18 protein-coding genes are annotated in these 17,922 nt (G+C 38.6%); 10 read left to right on the top strand and 8 right to left on the bottom strand.

From position 1 onward, the window contains the following. Positions 1-163: 163 nt before the first annotated feature. On the top strand, positions 164-328 hold the full coding sequence (locus QNJ50_RS15585) for a hypothetical protein (protein ID WP_300636771.1): 165 nt from the start codon (positions 164-166) through the stop codon (positions 326-328). A gap of 63 nt (positions 329-391) precedes the next feature. On the opposite strand, the gene QNJ50_RS15580 is transcribed toward QNJ50_RS15585, so the two are convergent. Continuing rightward, positions 392-943 carry an NUDIX hydrolase gene (locus tag QNJ50_RS15580; protein ID WP_300636769.1) on the bottom strand — a complete coding sequence of 184 codons (552 nt, stop codon included), beginning with the start codon at positions 941-943 and terminating at the stop codon, positions 392-394. Between the two features lie 100 nt (positions 944-1,043). Then, a complete protein-coding gene (folK, locus tag QNJ50_RS15575; RefSeq protein WP_300636765.1) occupies positions 1,044-1,553 on the bottom strand; it encodes a 2-amino-4-hydroxy-6-hydroxymethyldihydropteridine diphosphokinase in 510 nt (169 codons plus the stop codon). Between the two features lie 264 nt (positions 1,554-1,817). Between folK and QNJ50_RS15570 the strand changes: the two genes are divergently transcribed. From QNJ50_RS15570 to QNJ50_RS15560, 3 genes are all read left to right on the top strand, one after another. Further along, entirely contained in the window at positions 1,818-4,250 is a 2,433-nt protein-coding gene (locus QNJ50_RS15570) for a transglycosylase domain-containing protein (RefSeq protein ID WP_300636763.1), read from the top strand. Positions 4,251-4,792: 542 nt separating this feature from the next. Next, on the top strand, positions 4,793-5,266 hold the full coding sequence (locus QNJ50_RS15565; protein WP_300636761.1) for a GNAT family N-acetyltransferase: 474 nt from the start codon (positions 4,793-4,795) through the stop codon (positions 5,264-5,266). A gap of 152 nt (positions 5,267-5,418) precedes the next feature. Further along, a complete protein-coding gene (locus tag QNJ50_RS15560; RefSeq protein WP_300636759.1) occupies positions 5,419-5,799 on the top strand; it encodes a group 1 truncated hemoglobin in 381 nt (126 codons plus the stop codon). A gap of 138 nt (positions 5,800-5,937) precedes the next feature. Here QNJ50_RS15560 and bchB read toward each other — a convergent pair whose 3' ends face one another. Both bchB and QNJ50_RS15550 read right to left on the bottom strand, forming a co-directional pair. After that, on the bottom strand, positions 5,938-7,464 hold the full coding sequence (gene bchB / locus QNJ50_RS15555) for a ferredoxin:protochlorophyllide reductase (ATP-dependent) subunit B (protein WP_300636757.1): 1,527 nt from the start codon (positions 7,462-7,464) through the stop codon (positions 5,938-5,940). Between the two features lie 291 nt (positions 7,465-7,755). Then, a complete protein-coding gene (locus QNJ50_RS15550) occupies positions 7,756-8,067 on the bottom strand; it encodes a hypothetical protein (RefSeq protein WP_300636755.1) in 312 nt (103 codons plus the stop codon). Here QNJ50_RS15550 and QNJ50_RS15545 point away from each other — a divergent pair. After that, entirely contained in the window at positions 8,061-10,253 is a 2,193-nt protein-coding gene (locus tag QNJ50_RS15545) for a prolyl oligopeptidase family serine peptidase (RefSeq protein ID WP_300636753.1), read from the top strand. The two genes, QNJ50_RS15550 and QNJ50_RS15545, sit on opposite strands and share 7 nt — an antisense overlap. Before the next feature lie 340 nt (positions 10,254-10,593). Here the strand turns inward: QNJ50_RS15545 and QNJ50_RS15540 are convergent, their stop codons facing one another. Beyond that, a complete protein-coding gene (locus QNJ50_RS15540; RefSeq protein WP_300636751.1) occupies positions 10,594-11,133 on the bottom strand; it encodes a tetratricopeptide repeat protein in 540 nt (179 codons plus the stop codon). 238 nt (positions 11,134-11,371) lie between these two features. On the opposite strand from QNJ50_RS15540, the gene QNJ50_RS15535 reads away from it, so the two are divergent. Both QNJ50_RS15535 and QNJ50_RS15530 read left to right on the top strand, forming a co-directional pair. After that, positions 11,372-11,641: a hypothetical protein gene (locus QNJ50_RS15535; RefSeq protein WP_300636749.1), complete on the top strand. Its 270-nt coding sequence runs from the start codon at positions 11,372-11,374 to the stop codon at positions 11,639-11,641. 183 nt (positions 11,642-11,824) lie between these two features. Next, positions 11,825-12,208 carry a hypothetical protein gene (locus QNJ50_RS15530; RefSeq protein ID WP_300636747.1) on the top strand — a complete coding sequence of 128 codons (384 nt, stop codon included), beginning with the start codon at positions 11,825-11,827 and terminating at the stop codon, positions 12,206-12,208. Positions 12,209-12,310: 102 nt separating this feature from the next. Here QNJ50_RS15530 and QNJ50_RS15525 read toward each other — a convergent pair whose 3' ends face one another. Continuing rightward, complete coding sequence (locus QNJ50_RS15525; protein WP_300636745.1) at positions 12,311-13,537, bottom strand: HhoA/HhoB/HtrA family serine endopeptidase; 1,227 nt, start codon at positions 13,535-13,537, stop codon at positions 12,311-12,313. Between the two features lie 247 nt (positions 13,538-13,784). On the opposite strand from QNJ50_RS15525, the gene QNJ50_RS15520 reads away from it, so the two are divergent. Continuing rightward, a complete protein-coding gene (locus QNJ50_RS15520) occupies positions 13,785-14,240 on the top strand; it encodes a metal-sensitive transcriptional regulator (protein WP_300636743.1) in 456 nt (151 codons plus the stop codon). 261 nt (positions 14,241-14,501) lie between these two features. After that, positions 14,502-15,329 (top strand): 2-succinyl-6-hydroxy-2,4-cyclohexadiene-1-carboxylate synthase, encoded by an 828-nt coding sequence (menH, locus tag QNJ50_RS15515; RefSeq protein WP_300636741.1) that lies wholly within the window; start codon positions 14,502-14,504, stop codon positions 15,327-15,329. Here the strand turns inward: menH and QNJ50_RS15510 are convergent, their stop codons facing one another. Next, positions 15,330-16,037 (bottom strand): glycoside hydrolase family protein, encoded by a 708-nt coding sequence (locus QNJ50_RS15510; protein WP_300636739.1) that lies wholly within the window; start codon positions 16,035-16,037, stop codon positions 15,330-15,332. 347 nt (positions 16,038-16,384) lie between these two features. Continuing rightward, on the bottom strand, positions 16,385-17,044 hold the full coding sequence (locus tag QNJ50_RS15505) for an NAD(P)H-binding protein (protein WP_300636737.1): 660 nt from the start codon (positions 17,042-17,044) through the stop codon (positions 16,385-16,387). Between the two features lie 191 nt (positions 17,045-17,235). Here QNJ50_RS15505 and QNJ50_RS15500 point away from each other — a divergent pair, with 191 nt between their 5' ends. Beyond that, complete coding sequence (locus QNJ50_RS15500) at positions 17,236-17,880, top strand: DUF1997 domain-containing protein (RefSeq protein ID WP_300636735.1); 645 nt, start codon at positions 17,236-17,238, stop codon at positions 17,878-17,880. Positions 17,881-17,922 lie beyond the last annotated feature (42 nt).

The following is a 17,922-nucleotide window of genomic DNA, read 5'->3' as shown; positions in this document are numbered from 1 at the left end:
GCTCAGCGGTAGAGCGGTCGGCTGTTAACCGATTGGTCGTAGGTTCGAATCCTACCTGGGGAGTTTAAAAGTAAATGATAACAATCAATAAACCGCAAATTTACAGATTGCGGTTTATCAGTTTTTTTACCGAAAATAATGGTTTTAAATTCTGAACGTTGCCTTGAGTACCACAGGGCATGTGGGAACTTGGGTCTCAGATGATCCGAACGCTATGACTCGCTTTGCTCGCCATGCTACGCAAACGGGAGATTTAGCCCCTACTGTTTTAGGTGCAAACCTATCTCAGCAAGCCGAGTCTGTGAACAAAGAATCCTCACGCCTTTAGGCCCGGGAGTGTCAAGCCATTTCAGCTAAAAAACTAAAACTATTTTATTTTGTCTCACTTCACCTAACATTTCAAAAGGTGACGAGCTAAGAGAAAGCTAGAAATAGATTTTGAATCTACGAGTTCACCGTCCATAATTGCTTGTTCTAGTTCCGAAGGCGTAAAGAAGACGACTTCTATATCTTCATCTGCATCTTGAACGGGTGGTTCTTCCAATTTTTCTAAACCTTTTGCTAAGAATGTGTAGATGATTTCATCAGAGTAACCGGGAGCAAGGAAGAATTCGCCGATTTCCTGCCATTCGTGGGCTTTGTAACCTATTTCCTCTTGTATTTCCCGTTCTACTGTCTCTAAAGGCTTCTCATCTACTTCTACAGTACCTGCAGGAAATTCCAGTAACCTAGCGCTGACAGCAAAACGGTATTGGCGCACTAAAACTAATTTACCTTCTGGTGTTACAGGTATAGCCAATGCACCTCCGGGATGACGTATGCACTCCCACTCACCTTCAGCTTTATTGGGTAAACGTAAGCGATTAACTTCAAAGTTAAACTTGCGTCCGGTGTAAAACAAACGTTTTTTAAGTAATTGCGGTACTTCTCTACCTAATGGCATAAGCTTTGATTCTGAAATTACACAGAAAATTTGCACTACAAATCTATGAAATTTACGGTCTATGAAACTTACGGTCTTGGATTTTTTATGAGTGACAAATTTATCTGTTACTTAATAAATTTACACCAGTACAGTCCACCGCTTTGAGTAGTTCTTTTATGCTTTTCCCAGAAACTGGCTCTATCCAAGATGGCTCAATTTCCGCTAAGGGAGCAAGCACAAAAGCCCGTTCTCGAATTCTGGGGTGTGGTATTTGAAGAGTTGGAGTTTCCAAAATTAAGTCATCATACAATAACAAATCCAGATCTAAGGTGCGCGGTCCCCACTTTTCCCGGCGAATGCGTCCAAACTTTTTTTCTATTCCTAACAATATTTGCAAAAGCGAATGCGGTTTTTGTTCTGTTCGGACTGAAACACAGCCGTTTATATAATTTGGCTGTGGCGGACCAATTGCTTTGGTTTGATACCAACTGGATACAATAATAATCTCAATCCCTGGCATTCTTTCTAAAGCTTTAATTGCAGCCTCTAAAATTGCAATTGAATCTCCCAAATTGCTTCCAAGGGCAATTGCTACTTTACTTGCTGAACTATTTGCCTGATGTGACAACTGAATTTACCAGATTTTTCTTAGGGAATGATAATATTTTACTACCTTTAGATTCCTTTAAGAGAAGGTATCATAATTTACAATTTAACTTTAAAGAAACAATAAAAAAACTATGAAAAAATGGTTTTTAAGTGTAGACATCACTAGATTTTTACGAGATATTATACTAGCGCAACCCAACAATTCAGTCTTGATACGTTACGTTAATCTTAAATAATTTTTTGTGGTAGTTAATTAACTAACTGCTAGAAGCGAGGAGCTGAGGTGCCGAAGTTTAACTCTTGGTTGAATAATAAACCAACCAAATCGGACGATGGGAATAGGGGAAAGCCAGAATTAACATCTGAAGATACTCAAGGAACCAATCAATCTGAAAAAAATACCTTACCTAAAACAAAATTGGTAAAGACAAAGCGGTTATTCCATGGGCTGAGAAAATTTTCATCTGGGATGCTAGGTAAAATCTCAGGTGGTCGTCGCAAACCACTTTATCGTCGTTACTTGTTTTGGGCTGGTTTGGGTGTTACGAGTGGAATAATTGCGTTCAATCATGGCATTTCCGAGATAGATAAAACTTTACCGGATAAAGCAGAGTTAAATACAGTTATTCGAGAACAAACTCTGACCATTAAAGCTGCTGATGGAACGATATTACAGCAGCGTGGTGAAGCTACTAGAGAGCAACTAAATTTAGAAGAAATACCGGATGTTTTAAAACAAGCTTTTATTGCTTCCGAAGATAGAAGATTTTGGAAGCACGGTGGGGTTGATTATCAAGGGATTGCTCGTGCAGTTTACAATAATATACGTTCAGAAAATTTGCAGGGTGGAAGTACCATCACTCAGCAATTAGCACGAATTCTTTTCCTCAAACAAGAGCGTACCTATTGGCGCAAGCTAAAGGAATTTCGCTTAGCGCAAAATATGGAAGAGGAATTGACGAAAAATGAAATTTTAGAGCGCTATTTGAATTTAGTTTATTTGGGCTCTGGTGCATATGGAGTTGCAGATGCGGCTTGGGTTTATTTCAGTAAATCAGTAGATGAATTAACCTTGGGAGAAGCTGCGACCATTGCTGGTTTAACTCCCGCACCTAGTGTATTTTCACCCATACAGAATCCTGAAGCTGCAAAAAGACGACGCAATTTGGTTTTGCAGAGGATGTTTGAAGATGGAGTAATTACTAAAACTCAAAAACAAGAAGCCTTCGAACAAAAAATTGTCCTCAAGCCCAACCAGCCAAAGCGTTTGGATGTTAAAGCGCCTTATTTTACTAGCTATATTCATAAAGAGTTACCAAAATTTATTCCTCCAGAGGTTATCAAAGCTGGTGGTTTGACGGTAGAAACAACTCTTAATCCAAAGTGGCAAAAATTTGCAGAAGCAACTATTACAAAAGTTTTAAAAAGACAAGGAAAATGGCAAAGGTTTAAACAAGCAGCTTTAGTTGCAATCGATCCCCGCAACGGTGAAATTAAAGCGATGGTGGGGGGAAAAGACTTTGACAAAAATCAATTTAATCGCGTTACCCAAGCACAGCGTCAACCAGGTTCAACTTTTAAAGGATTTGTGTATGCTGCGGCGATCGCTAGTGGAAAAAATCCTTATGATAGCTATTTAGATGCGCCAGTAATTGTTGATGGTTACGAACCTAAGAACTTTGATAAGGGTTATCGGGGTTGGATGACCATGCAACAAGCTTTAACAAGTTCGGTAAATATTGTGGCACTTAAAGTCATGCTCAAAGTTGGCTTTGAACCCACAATTAAATTAGCCAATGATATGGGTATAAAATCCGATCTAAAGCCGATGTACTCTTTGGCACTTGGCTCTAATGAAGTAAATTTATTGGAATTAACCAGTGCTTATGGAACTTTTGCCAATAAAGGATTACATATAGAACCCCATGGTATTCGCCGAATTTTTAATCGCCAGGGAAAAGAAATCTGGAATGTTGAATCAGATAATAAGTTTAATGCTAAACGTGCTTTAGATAGTGATAGCGCAGCTATTACTACCCATATGTTACGTAGGGTAGTGACACAGGGTACGGGTGGTAGTGCTGGCTTACATAATCGCCCAGTTGCAGGTAAAACTGGTACTACGGATGACGTTAGAGATTTATGGTTCATTGGTTACATACCTCAAATGGTCACAGGGGTATGGTTGGGTAATGATGATAATAAATCAACTAGAGGTAGTAGCACTACAGCAGCTTACACCTGGCGTGATTTTATGAAAAATGCTGTTGAGGGGATGTCAATAGAACAATTTCCTCCTCGACCAAAATTAAAAGGAAGAAAATCTTCAATAAAAGCCAAACCAATTAAACCTAAAAAACTGATAAATCGTCCGATTCCGAAAAAAGGTGATGAAGATTCAGAAGGAAGAAATTCCAGAAGGTCTTCTCGTAGACGTCGGAGAAGAAGTAATTCTCGTCCCAATAGTAGTCAAAACTCTCTGAGACGCAGACTTAGACGTAGACTTAAGCGTAATTCTTCTGAAGTCAGGCGATATAGACGACGCAGAAGTACCATATCAAGTCCTAATAATTCGGGTTCATCAAGGTCGCGACGCAGTACAAAACAGACCCCCGTTAGGACAAGGAGAGTACCTGTTGTTGCACCGAGATCGCCGCGTCCAAAAACAACACCAAGAAGTACGCCTTCCTGGCGCGAGCGGCTTAAACCAAATTAAGTTTGGTAATGGGTAATGGGTAATTGGTAATTGGTCACAGCCCACACCTTACGGCTTTATTGAAAACTAAATGAAATAAGCCTAAAAATAAAGGCTTAATTCAGCAGTTTGCATTTTCGTCGAATACACAATTAAACACGACATATAGGAATCATCCGCAGATTTTTGTTAGGGTAAGCCTGCGCTTTGCGTTTGAAATACATAGGGTGCGTTAGTCGTAATCGTAACGCACCATCCTTAAAGCTTTTGGTGTGTTACGACTTCCGTCTAACACACCCTACAATACTGGGATTAATAAAGTTGTTAGATAAAAGCGTGGTAGGTAATGTGGTTTTTTTAAAACAGTCAAAAAAATAACTTATTTAGAATTTTCATAAAAGTATATTACTTTTTATGGACAGTAGTATTGCTGGAGACTTTGATTCAGGCCAATATCAGGTTTGAGAATCTACTCGATTTAGTTATAGTGTTCCCAAAAATATACTGACAAATTATAAAAAAATCAAAAAATTAATGTGCAACAATTATCAAAAGTAAAAATCATGAGAATATATCGTTCGCAAGATAAAGATAGTATTATTCAAATGATTGATTCTATTTATAAGGAATATGGTGATTTCATATATTTAGAAGGTTACGATCGTGATTTGCTAGATATAGAAAATAATTACTTCAGTAATGGTAAATTTTGGGTAGAAACTGTAAATGATGACGATAGTAAAATTATTGGTTCAATTGCAGTTAAGAAAGAATTAGATATTGAAAATACAGCTTTAATGAAAAGGTTTTATTTGCTACCAGAATATCGCGGATTGGGGTTAGCAAAAAAGATGCATAATACAGCTATCGATTGGTGTAAGCAAAATCAAATACGTAAATTACATCTGTGGTCAGATACAAGATTTACGCGGGCACATTCTTTCTATCAAAAAAATGGTTACAAACAAGGTGAAACTATAGATAGATATGATGGTGGAATGCCTTATCAAGAATATTATTTCATGAAGTTACTTTAAACAGTATATTTGAACTTTATTCATGATAATGTCAATAAGCATATGCTTTGATAATTAGATCGTATAAGTGTTGATTAGTTAATGAAAAATATCATAAATAAAATAAAAAATAGTAGAATCAATTGTGTTTATTTTTGATGTGAATTCTAAAAATGACCGACCGTATAGGTACACTTTTTGAACGACTTGGCGGTGAACCTGCAGTGGAAGCTGTTGTTGAAAATTTCTACACTCGAGTTATGGAAGATAGTCGAATAAATCATTTTTTTGCTGGAGTTGATATGAAGAAACAGCGGGAGCATCAGATAGCTTTTTTAAGATTTACATTTGGTGGAAGTTCTTATTATAGAGGTCTCTCATTACGGAATGCTCATCAAAACTTAGTTGAAGAATTTGGATTGAGAGATGAACATTTTAATGCAGTATTTGAGCATTTAGTATCAACACTTAAAGACTTAAGGGTACGTGAAGATTTAATCAAAGAAGTAGGTGAAAATTTAGAATCAATTAGAAGTTACATTCTTAACAAATAGTTTAAGTTCATACTAACTAGTGTGTTAAAAACTAGTATGTTAAAAAGTTTAGAGTCGCCAAAAATAAAATAAATCAATAACAAAATGGTGCGCTACCAAGTATGTGTAACGCACCCCAAAAATAAAAATGATATTTGACTAAGCCCCTACAGATTCTTTCGCAGCGTAGAGTACTTCAACATCAATATTTTTAATCCCGCGATCGCGAGCAAATTTTTCAGTATTGCGCTTCACTTTACCGCGTACAAAGCCAGGTATTTTGTTTAATTCTGCTAAACCATCTTTTGTCCAATTTAGATCGGATTCAGCAGATATACCTTTAGTAATTACTTCTTTGGTGTCATGTCCCCCGAAGATTTCTAGGAGATGATCTTCCATTCCCAAGGTGAAGGAATTATAAACTAAATCTGCAACTTGGTTGGTACCTTCATAACCCATGAATGGTTTGTAACCAATGGGGAAGTTTTGAATGTGGATTGGAGCAGCAATTACACCGCAAGGAATATTCAGACGTTTACCTACATGACGTTCCATTTGGGTGCCGAAAATAGCTGAAGGTTCGACCCGCGCGATCGCATCACCAATTTCACCATGGTCATCGGTAATTAGAACTTCATCACAGTATTCACTTACCTGTTCCCGGAACCAATCAGCATCATATTTACAATAGGTTCCCGCCCAAACAACGTGAATACCCATTTCCCGCGCCAAGATTTTGGTCATTGCTGCAGCGTGGGTATTATCGCCAAATACAACAGCTTTTTTCCCAGTTAAGTTTTGACAGTCAATGGAACGGGAAAACCAAGCAGCTTGAGATACATGCAAGGTTTGGTCTTCAATAAATTCTTCATAATTAACATCCGCACCTTGCTTATTAATTACCTGTTGAATTTTACGGATGCACCGAGCAGTTTCCACTACACCCATAGGCGTAATATCTACGTAGGGCATTTCAAATTCTGTTGCTAGGTATTCAGCCGCCATCATACCTAGTTCCCGGTAAGGTACAAGGTTAAACCAAGCCCGAGATAGATTCTTTAACTCATGAACGGAAGCACCATCGGGAATTACCACATTTACTTCAATTCCCAAATCTCCCATCAATTTTTTCAACTCGGTGCAGTCATGTTGATTGTGGAAACCAAGGGTGGAAATACCGATGATGTTAACGGAAGGTTTTTCGGTTTTTCCTTGTGGTAATTCGCCTTTTTTCCGAGCTTTTTCAGTGTAATACTGAACAACTTGTTGTAAGGTACGATCTGCTGCTTGCAGTTCGTTGACGCGATAGTGATTTACATCTGCTAACATCACATCACCCTTAGAGTCCATTTGCGCCCTGTCAACAAAATTTTGCAAATCTTCTTGGAGGATGCTGGAAGTACAAGTGGGAGTCAAGATAATCAAATCCGGATTATCTTCAGAATCTTTGCGAGTGATGTTATTAACCACCTTTTCCTGAGAACCTCGCGCCAAAACATGGCGGTCTACAACGCTTGCTGTTACTGGGGTAAAGTCTCGCTCCCGCTCTAACATTGAGCGCATAACATTAAAATAGTCATCTCCCAATGGAGCATGCATAATTGCATGAACATTTTTAAAGGAACTAGCGACTCTTAAAGTGCCAATGTGGGCGGGACCTGCATACATCCAGTAGGCTAATTTCATGTTTATTTTCTCTCTTTACTATGGGGATTGGGGATTGGGAACTGGAGATTAGGGATAGCACTGCGTGCCGCCTTGCGGCATATGGGGATTGGTTAGTTCTTAGTTCTTACTTTTGACTTTTTACTTTTTACTTCTTACTTTTAATAGCCATCGCTAATCCCCAATTTTCACGGAATAATAAGGAAAATAGTCAAACTGATAACATAATTTAATGTGTATATTTTGAAGCTTTCCCGGCGAAGTGAGATTCCATACCAGTAAAATAGTTATAAATAAAATAGTTGCTATAAACTAGTACCTAAAAACTAGCATCAATAAATCTTCATCCTGGAGAGCGAGGGTCAGAGCAAGTTTTACCCATAGCGCACCTTTAACTCCCGATCGCTGACTCGTAACCGGATGAGCCCTATTTAATCCCACTACACATGATTGATTCTTCTCATCGAGATCGAGTTTGGCAATCCCCCGCAGATCCAATAAATCGAATTCTTGATTCTCCACCCCCTCCACTGGTATTTCTTTCTCCGGATCGGCAATGGATGGTAGAACTAGAAAGATTTTCGTTTGTACCGATCGCTCAATCCGTACAGAAAACCATGGCATTAGCGGGATTGCGTTGGCATCCCCAATCTAATGGACCGGCTCGTTACAGTCCCTACCATACCTTAAAGTATCGAAAATTAGCTTCTGCAGATGTTATTACTGCAAATTTACCGCAAAATGCCCAAATTGATTTTTTAAGGTGGTCAGCTGATAGTCAAAAACTGGCATTTACCTTAACTCAGCCCGATGGTTTGGAACTGTGGGTCTTGGATCTTAAACAAGGAGTAACCCAATGCCTAACTGAACCTATCTTAAATGGAGTTTGGGGTTCTCCTTATAGTTGGTTAAACAACGATACGCTGATCTGCAAATGTGTACCTCCCCAACGTGGGGAACCTCCCCTCATACCCGAAATTCCTCCAGGACCCTTAATTCAAGAAAATCAAGGTCAAAAAAGACCAGAACGCACCCACACCCATTTACTGGGAACCGAACATGATGAGGCGCTATTTGAGTATTATTTAACCTCTGTATTGAATAAGGTTACTCTTGACGGTGCATGTCAGAAATTAGATTTGTTAGCTCCATCTGTAATTTACACAGTAACACCATCACCTGACGGCAAATTTATTTTATTAACCACAATACATCGTCCATTTTCCCATGAAGTTCGGGCTTCTTGTTTTCCCCTACAAGTCAAGGTAATTGATAATGCTGGAAAATTAATTTATCAACTTGCTGACCTAGCTACCTACGAACGACCTTCCACTAAACATGAGACAGTACGCCAAGGTCCAAGAAAAATTAATTGGCGCGGGGATCGTCCGGCGACTTTGTATTGGGTAGAAGCTTTAGATGAAGGAAATCCCAACAATGAAGTACCTTTTCGGGATGTTTTATTTGAGTTAGATACTCCTTTTACTGAGGAACCCAAACAAATTTGGCGGTCGCAATATCGATTTCGTAGCGTTCGTTGGGGAAAAGATGATGTTGCTGTAGTTGTAGAAGGATGGTATGACAGCCGCAAACAAAGAACTTGGTGTATTAATCCCCAGCAACCTGAAACACCAGCAAAACTTTTATTTGATCGCAGTACTGAGGACAGATACCATTCCCCTGGCGTTCCCCTCATGACCACAGGGAAATATGGATACAGAGTTTTGCGCTTTGCACCAGAAGATAACACCATCTATCTGAGCGGTCGCGGTGCATCGCCTAAAGGTGTATATCCCTTTTTAGATAAATTTAATTTAGAAACAACGGAAACAGATCGTTTATGGCAATGTCAAGACCCTTATTTTGAAGGTATTTCCTATTTGCTCGACCCGGAAAACCAAACTGTAATTACTAATCGTCAATCCCCAACAGAACCACTAAACTATTTTTTATTTAATCTTAGCGATCGCACCAATAAAACCCCCCTCACAAATAACCAAGATCCCGCACCCCAATTAGCTGGGATGCAAAAAGAATTGCTTAAATATCGCCGAGCAGATGGCGTTAAACTTTCAGCAAAACTTTATTTACCCCCTGGTTACAGTGTGGAACGTGACGGACCATTACCATTACTATTTTGGGTATACCCGAGAGAATTTAAAGATGCTGAATTTGCCGGACAGGTAACCACAGCGGAAAATGCTTTTGTTCGTCCTTGGGGAGCTTCAGTTTTATTTCTCCTCACCCAAGGATATGGAATTTTAAGCGGTCCCACCCTACCAATTATTGGCGAAGGAGATACCGAACCCAATGACACCTACGTAGAACAATTAATTGCTGGAGCTCAAGCAGCAGTAGATTGTGTTGTAGAACGTGGTGTTGGCGATCCGAAACGGATCGGTGTTGGGGGTCACTCCTATGGGGCTTTTACCACAGTAAATTTACTCGCCCATACAGATTTATTTCAAATGGGAATAGCTCGTAGCGGAGCCTATAACCGAACCTTAACTCCCTTTGGTTTTCAAGAAGAACAGCGTAACTATTGGGAAGCACAAGAAACATATACTCAAATGTCTCCCTTCACCCATGTTGATAAAGTTAAAGTTCCGCTATTACTAATCCACGGTGCGAGCGACGATCATCACAGTACATACCCATTACAAACCAAACGACTTTATCAAGCACTCAAAGGACTTGGGGGAAATGTGAGATGGGTATCACTACCATTTGAGCGTCACAGTTACAGTTCCCGCGAAGCTGTAGCCCACGTACTTTGGGAAATGGAACGTTGGTGCGGGCTTTATATTTAGGGGATTGGGGATTGGGTACAGGGGATTGGGGATTAAGGATTGGTTAACGGGACTTAGACAAAAAACAAGCAGGAAAAAGCCTCAAAGCCAGTCATGACAAGGGATTAACTTCAAAGCCCTAAAAATCGCTCTTAGCGTAGCGTGCGTGGCGTTAGCCATAACCTAGATATATCAAGGAAACAACTAATTCGACGTAAAACCATTGATTTATAAAGCTTTGAGGCTGTTTTTTGAACAAAAAAATGTCTAAGTCCCGTTAATTCTTTTTTTGACTTTTGACTTTTGAATTTTGACTTTTGACTTCTCCCCAGTCCCCAATCCCCAGTCCCCAGTCCCCAACCTAAACTGCAACCAAGCGTCGTAAAGATTCACAACGGCGTTTGGCTGTACTATTTTTGGGGTCTAATTTCAGCGCTTCTTCATAAGCTTCTAGAGCTGGAGCATTTAACTTTTTCTTTTCGTAAGCATGACCGAGATTATTGTAAGCAGTGACGTAGTCAGGTTTTAGTTTGACTGCTTCTTTATAATTACGAATGGAGAGATCGTACTGTTCTTGAGCAAAGTACACATAACCTAAAGCGTTGTAAATGAGAGCAAGATTTTCTTGTTCTTCCTCTAGTTTTCCCTCATCCTCAAGAGCTTTAATTCCTTTTTTAAACAGAGTCAGTGCTTGAGCATATAATTTCTTGTCAGAGTAAATGCTGCCTAACTGGTAATATTCTTGAGCTGTTCCTTTTTCCTTAGTCAGTTTTTTCCGCAATTTAGAAAAAGAACCTTCAATTCTTCGACTTTTAAAAATTTGGCGAAAAACACTGATAACGGTGAACAGCAGCACCGCAACCAAAACAGAAAGATAAATAATCGCTAGGTTGTTATCCATTGCCTTTATGAACTGTCGATTTTTCTGTTTCTATTATTAAGTAATAGAGAATAACCTACGGGGAATCGAGAAGAATAGTAGAAAAAATTAATTTTTGTTCCCGTAGGGTGCTGTTGGGCGTGCAAAAAAAATAAAATATTCATAAGCAACCTTCAATCACGCCGCAACGCACCGCCAAGCTTGGGCAAATTGTTTAACATAAAGTAAGGATTATTGCGAATCAAAAATCAGTAATCTTATGCAGCAAGAGTTTCAAGGCTTTTTTGAGTTTTGGAGGTTGGCGCAATCGCTGAAATTTTTTCTGTGTGAGGGTTTCAGGGGTTTTATTTTGGTTACTGTTGACAAGCTAGGGGCTGAAACGATACTTTTAGGTGAGGTTGGCGTAAGTGTACCTCGAAAATCAAATATAGTAAGGGTTCTGGAGCGAGCGGTTGAAACTCAACTTAATCCCTATCAGGGATTGAAACGAAACTCAGACCATCAATTTGATCGAAGAATTAGTGGTTGAAACTCAACTTAATTCCTATCAGGGATTGAAACTTCCTAAAAGCATACACCGTCCGGAGTGCGGGAAAATGGTAGCTCCTAAGGGCGTGGCATTAGGCATAAACTAATAAGTGTTCACTGACAACTGGTAACTGGTAACTGATTATTCGTTATAAATTAGAAAGAATTTACGATAAAAACCAAAATGTTGGGAAAGTTTCAAAAAAGTCAATTAAGAATAGAAGTTGAAGCTTCAGCCGATAAAATTCGTGAAAGTCTCTTGAATCCCGTAACACTAAAAAAATGGCTTCCTTGGGGTAAATTAAATTCAAGCGCCAACCAACTACATTCAGGATTAGAATTTACAACTCAGATGGGGATTATTTCAATTCATCATCGAGTTGATGTCGCAGGTGAAAACTGTTTGCGCTTGCTATTGAGCCAAGGTATAGATGGTTTCCATGAATGGTACTGGGGTGAAGGTTGGGTGCAATCTCGCTTGGAAGGTGTATCCATGCTACCCATATCCCTCGGACAAAGCTTAAGCTTACTCAGCTTGCGTCAGTTTTTGACCAGTAATGAGGATTAGCGATTGGCTATTGGGGATTGGGGACTTGGGATGTATTTTCTTATTTTCCCAGTCCCTAGTACCTAATACCTATTCGCCAGTCGCCAATACCCAGTCCCCCATCTACGAAGAACTTCGTAACTGAGTAGTTTTCACAGAAACTTGCTGTGTGCGGTTACCCCGTCGAATTTTTACTTGTAATGTTTGACCGACTTCACTGTCTTCAACAATATTAAGTAATTGTTCGCCCTCAGTTGTTTGTTTCCCATCTACCTGAATAATTACATCACCAGGACGAATACCTGCTGTTGCAGCTGGAGAATTAGGTACGACTCGACGGACTAAAATTCCCTTGATTTCAGGTATTTCTACTGGCGAATTGGGATCTTGATTAAATTTTTTTGCCATTTCTGGAGTTAAATCTTGCATCACCACACCAATAAAGGGGTGAGAGACTTTTTCCCCACGCTGTAATTTTGCTGCAATTGTTTTTGCTTTGTCGATCGGAATTGCAAATCCAATACCCATTGCATCAGCTCGAATTGCAGTATTAATCCCAATTACTTCACCGCGATCGTTCAATAAAGGTCCGCCAGAATTTCCGGGGTTAATTGCTGCGTCAGTTTGAATAAAATCTAAGCGTTTATCAGAAATTCCTACTTGGGAACTTGGACGTCTAAGAGTACTAATAATTCCTAAAGTAACGGTGTTGTCAAATCCCAAAGGATTACCTACTGCGATCGCCCAGTCTCCCACTTGAACATCACCGGAAGAACCTAAAACCGCAGCTGGTAAATTATCTCCAGCATCAATCTTTACTACTGCTAGGTCAGTAATTTCATCAACACCTCGAACCTTACCTTCCACACTACGTCCATCTTTCAGATGAACCGTCACCTTATCAGCTTTATCTACTACGTGAGCATTAGTCAGTATCAGTCCGGTGCGATCAAAAATAACACCCGAACCTAATCCACGTTGTTGTTGGCGTCTAGGTGCTTGCTGTGGAAAGCTGTCGCCAAAAAATTCCCGGAAAAATGGATCGTCAAAAAATGGATCTAGACGCCGTTGGCGACTAACAACTGTACGTTCAGTATCAATACGTACAACAGCCGGGCCAACTCGTTTTACTGCCGCTGTAACAAAACTACGATTACCAATCGCAGCAGTTGCAGGTGATTGGTGTTGTGCTAGCAACTGACCAGAATCTGTGTTCGATACACTGGGTGCAGGTTCTGCTTGTGAAGGTAATACCCTAACAGTACTTACTGTAAACACAACCCCCATCAAAATAGCTAAAAGATGGGTCGTTAATTGACGTATTGAGCGAGGTAGTTTGGAAAATCCCATAGACACAACTGTTGTTAATTTCTAGTTTTTAATGATTTGCACTTCTTGATTTGTTAGTTAGTCGTGACAATCACATTTACTGATATTCTGACAGATTTGTCCTTTATCTTGGGTCGCAGACGTTTGTTTTCCAGTTATAGTTTCTTTTTAATGTAGTGATCGAAATTAAATCATCAATAAATTACTCATCTGTGCTGACCTGTAGGCTAGGATCTTAATTGAGATACTAAGATAAAATATTCAGCTCATGAATACAACTAACCGATTTTCTCAAGAATCCTTATCCGCCTCACAAGAAAATTCAGATGTACTCGGTTATGATGTCAAGCAAGAAAATATCAGTAAAACTCAAAGAAGTAAAACTAATAGAAATAAAACCAATAAAACTCAAACTCATAACACTCAAGATGATACAAATCATACCCATGCTCACATTCACAGTGAAGAGTCACTACGACGTATTGTTAATCGGCTATCGAGAATAGAAGGACATGTACGTGGAATCAAGACTATGGTGCAACAAAGTAGTCCTTGTCCTGATGTATTATTACAAATTGCGGCTGTCAGGGGAGCATTAGATAGGGTTGCAAGAATTGTTTTAGATGAACATCTAACTGAGTGTATTGCCAGAGCTGTAGATGAAGGTAATATTGAGGTAGAAATTAATGAATTAAAAGCTGCTTTAGATAGATTTCTTCCTTAGATAAGTTTCTTTTTTTGGATAACATAGTTTTGGTTGTGGACAGATTTTGATTAATTTATTATCTCCATCACCAGTTATTGATCGCCCATTACCACTTTGCCTTTAGTAGAAGCGCATCGTAGATATAGAGGCGGGTGGGTGTGTATTCATTGCTTATACTCATCACTTAATTGCTTGCGCAACGCTAACACTGATGATCCATTAATTTACCTGACATAATATTAAAAATTATATTTGTATTGTTAAAATGCCAGAGAATTAATGTTTGACAACTATCAATTTAACTATATTTTCAGTGGCAATCCCCACAAGCCACTGATTATTTTTTTACATGGTTTTATGGGTAATACTGGAGAATTTGATGAAGTTATATCAATAATAGCTGAGGATTTCTATTGTTTAACAATCGACCTTCCAGGACATGGTAAAACTCAAGTTTTTGGTAGTGATGAATACTATCAAATGCCAAATACTGCGAAAGCATTAATGAAATTATTAGATAAATTACTGAAAAAATTAAATCTTGATCAATGTTTTTTAATTGGCTATTCGATGGGTGGTAGATTAGCCCTTTATCTTGCTCTACATTTTCCCCAATATTTTACCAAGGTCATTTTAGAATCAGCCTCCCCTGGTTTAGCTACAGAACCAGAAAGATTGGGAAGAATTAAACGGGATGGTCAAATAGCTCGCAAATTAAGTAGAACAATTAATCCAGAAGATTTTACTATTTTTCTTACAAACTGGTACAGCCAAGAAATTTTTGGCAATATAAAAACCCACACCCAGTTTTCCGAATTAATAAAACAGCGCTTACAAAACGATCCAAAACAACTGGTTAAATCCCTCAAAATGATGGGGACTGGCGTTCAACCTTCTTTATGGTCAAAACTTGAAACGAACAATGTTCTTTTGTTATTGCTAGTAGGAGAATTAGATCCAAAGTTTGTGGAAATAAATACAAAGATTCAGCAAAAAGCAAAATATTCTCAACTAGAAATAGTTAGAGATACTGCTCACAATATTCATTTTGCAAAACCATTAGAATTTGTCAGTGTAGTCAAGAATTTTTTTGTTACCAAATCTTAACTACTGACCTTTCACTGTTGCTCCTTGTCCCTGTACCTTATTAGCCAACTTTAATTCTTCCTTCAACATTTTTTGGTATATATTTGGGAGATGGCGACTCATAGAATTATTTTCAATCCCATATCCCAAACTTGTCCAAGTGGGGGATAAACGTCGTAAAACATCTTTTACCTTTCCTTCTCTTAATGATTGCGAAAAGTTTGTTTGCCAAAATTTTGAATCGCTCAACCAACGGTAAATCACCATATCTTGATATTGAGCTTCAAAACTATAATTCGTCCACCACATAAATTGGCTCGGTTGGGGATGATACCGCTGAGCAATATCATACCAAGTGGTATTGATTATTTGATAGCGACCTGCTGCTGTAGAACAGTTTCCTTTGTTGGGACCATTAACTATTGTTATACATCGTTCAGGATGCTGACTGAGGTCGCTTACGTGTTTTCCACCATATAAAATTGAATAAGGACGAGGATCGTTAGCTTCGCTAGCTGAAATAGTTCGCATTAATGCCCGAATATAGGGATCGCCCCCTTTCATAATCAAAGGTGGTTGTTGAACTTGAAATACTGGATCGAATCCAGATGGTCTTAAAGTTCCGTGTATATACCACTGCATCATAAACACAAAGCCTAAAAGTGCAGCGAGTGGACCAATAAACTTCTCTGCTCCTTTAATTTGGAACCCTTTAATAGTTCGTGTCATTAAGATTATTGGATATGGTTATCAGAATATAAACACAAGTCTTTATACCTAAATTCCGGTAAAATCACTTGTTACAGGGCTGAAAGCTAAGGGATTTATCTAACTTTGATTTCTTCTAGTAACAAGCACCTAATTTCCAATCCCCATTCCCTTTTTGGAAGCAAAAAACGATATATTTGCCCCAATTTCTTAACTGCAGTCAAAGTCAAATTCTAATTCAAACTTAAAGTTAAACTAAAAATTATATTCAAAGTCAAAAAGTATTGACAAACATATCAAAAAATATTGACGAAAGATATTTTTACAAAGGATTCTATTAGGACGCAGGAATACTACGTCCTAGAGATTTATGTCACGTCAGCAAAAAGTTCTTGGAAACTCTTGGCTGGAGCATCAGCTTTAGCGATAATTTCTACAATTTTATCTCGTGCTTCTGGATTTGACAGTGCTTCTACACAAACTTGTGCTACTTTTTGACGGGGAATACTACCCTCAAATAAAGTGTCGGCTTTTGTCATGACTATTGAATCGGAATTATCTTCATTTTTTAAACCCCCCGGGCGAACTATAGTGTAAGTTAAACCACTTTTTTGAATGTATTCCTCAGCTTGTTTTTTCCAATACAAAATTAACCAAAATAAGTTAAGTGGATGAAAAAACTGTGAAACACACATTGAAGAAACTAAAACAAAATGTTCTATTCCTTGACTTTTAGCTGCATCTACTAAATTTTTTGTTCCTTCATAATCTACTTTATAAGGTCCGCTGGGATCGAGACTGGGTCTTGCTCCTGTTGCACATAGCAATACATTACATCCCTCTAATGAAGACACAAAAGTTTCAGATTTGAGAACATCCGCTTGTATTAACTCGGTGGACTCTGGCAAAATAGTTTTTGCTTGTTCAATATCCCTAACTAAAGCACGAACAGGTATATTACGTGCCACTAACTCTCGTACGATCCGACGTCCAGTTTCGCCTGTTGCCCCTGCTACAAATGCTTTCACGATTTACGCTACCCTAGGAAACTAATATGTCTGTATATGTTTGTTTTTCGTTTTCTATTTTAGAGATGAGATGAACTTGATAACAGATAATTAAAGTTTTGCTGACAAATAAGACTAGTGCGAAATTACCCCGCTCCAAGGGGAATTATTAATTTAGAGAAAAAAATTGGTCAAGACACAGGAATGGGTTTATGCTTTCAAAAAACCGGGAACATCAATTTCAGGAGAAAAGCAACATAGTATATTCAGCAAAATCAAATTTCGGAGTATTACCGGAGGCGACGGAAGAATTAAATTTTAATGCTCCTACTGAATTTTGCGGTCATTACAGTGACTGTATGGAAATGTCTGCTTCTGTTGAAAATGTAGCTGAGTACCTTGACAATCACGCTTCCTGGTTTGTGCGTTGTGCTATACCAATGAAAGTACAACCTTTGGGTGAGAATGGTTATGCCCTAGTAATCGGTCGTTTTGGCTCTTTTGGTTACGAGTTAGAGCCCAAAATTGGTCTAGAACTATTGCCTCAAGAACAAGGTATTTACAGGATTCGAACAATACCCATTCCTGGATACGACCCCATTAACTATGATGTGGATTACCATGCATCCCTACAATTGTTTGAAGATTCCGTAGAGAAAAATGGTGTTGTAGAATACACAACTAGAGTGGAATGGGAATTAGACTTGAAGGTGTATATTCAGTTTCCCAAGTTTATTCAGCGATTACCCAAATCTTTAGTTAAATCAACTGGTGACAAATTACTCAATCAAATTGTTCGACAAGTTTCCCGACGCTTAACCCGCAAAGTACAAGAAGATTTTCATCAAAATATATAGTTGAAATATGGGAGGAGAATAGAGTTCATTTTTAACCAAGTA

This window comes from Mastigocoleus sp. MO_188.B34, assembly GCF_030065675.1.
Taxonomy (GTDB): domain Bacteria; phylum Cyanobacteriota; class Cyanobacteriia; order Cyanobacteriales; family Nostocaceae; genus Mastigocoleus.
The sequence above is the reverse complement of the archived record's forward strand: the minus strand, read 5'-3'. Positions and strand labels throughout refer to the sequence as shown.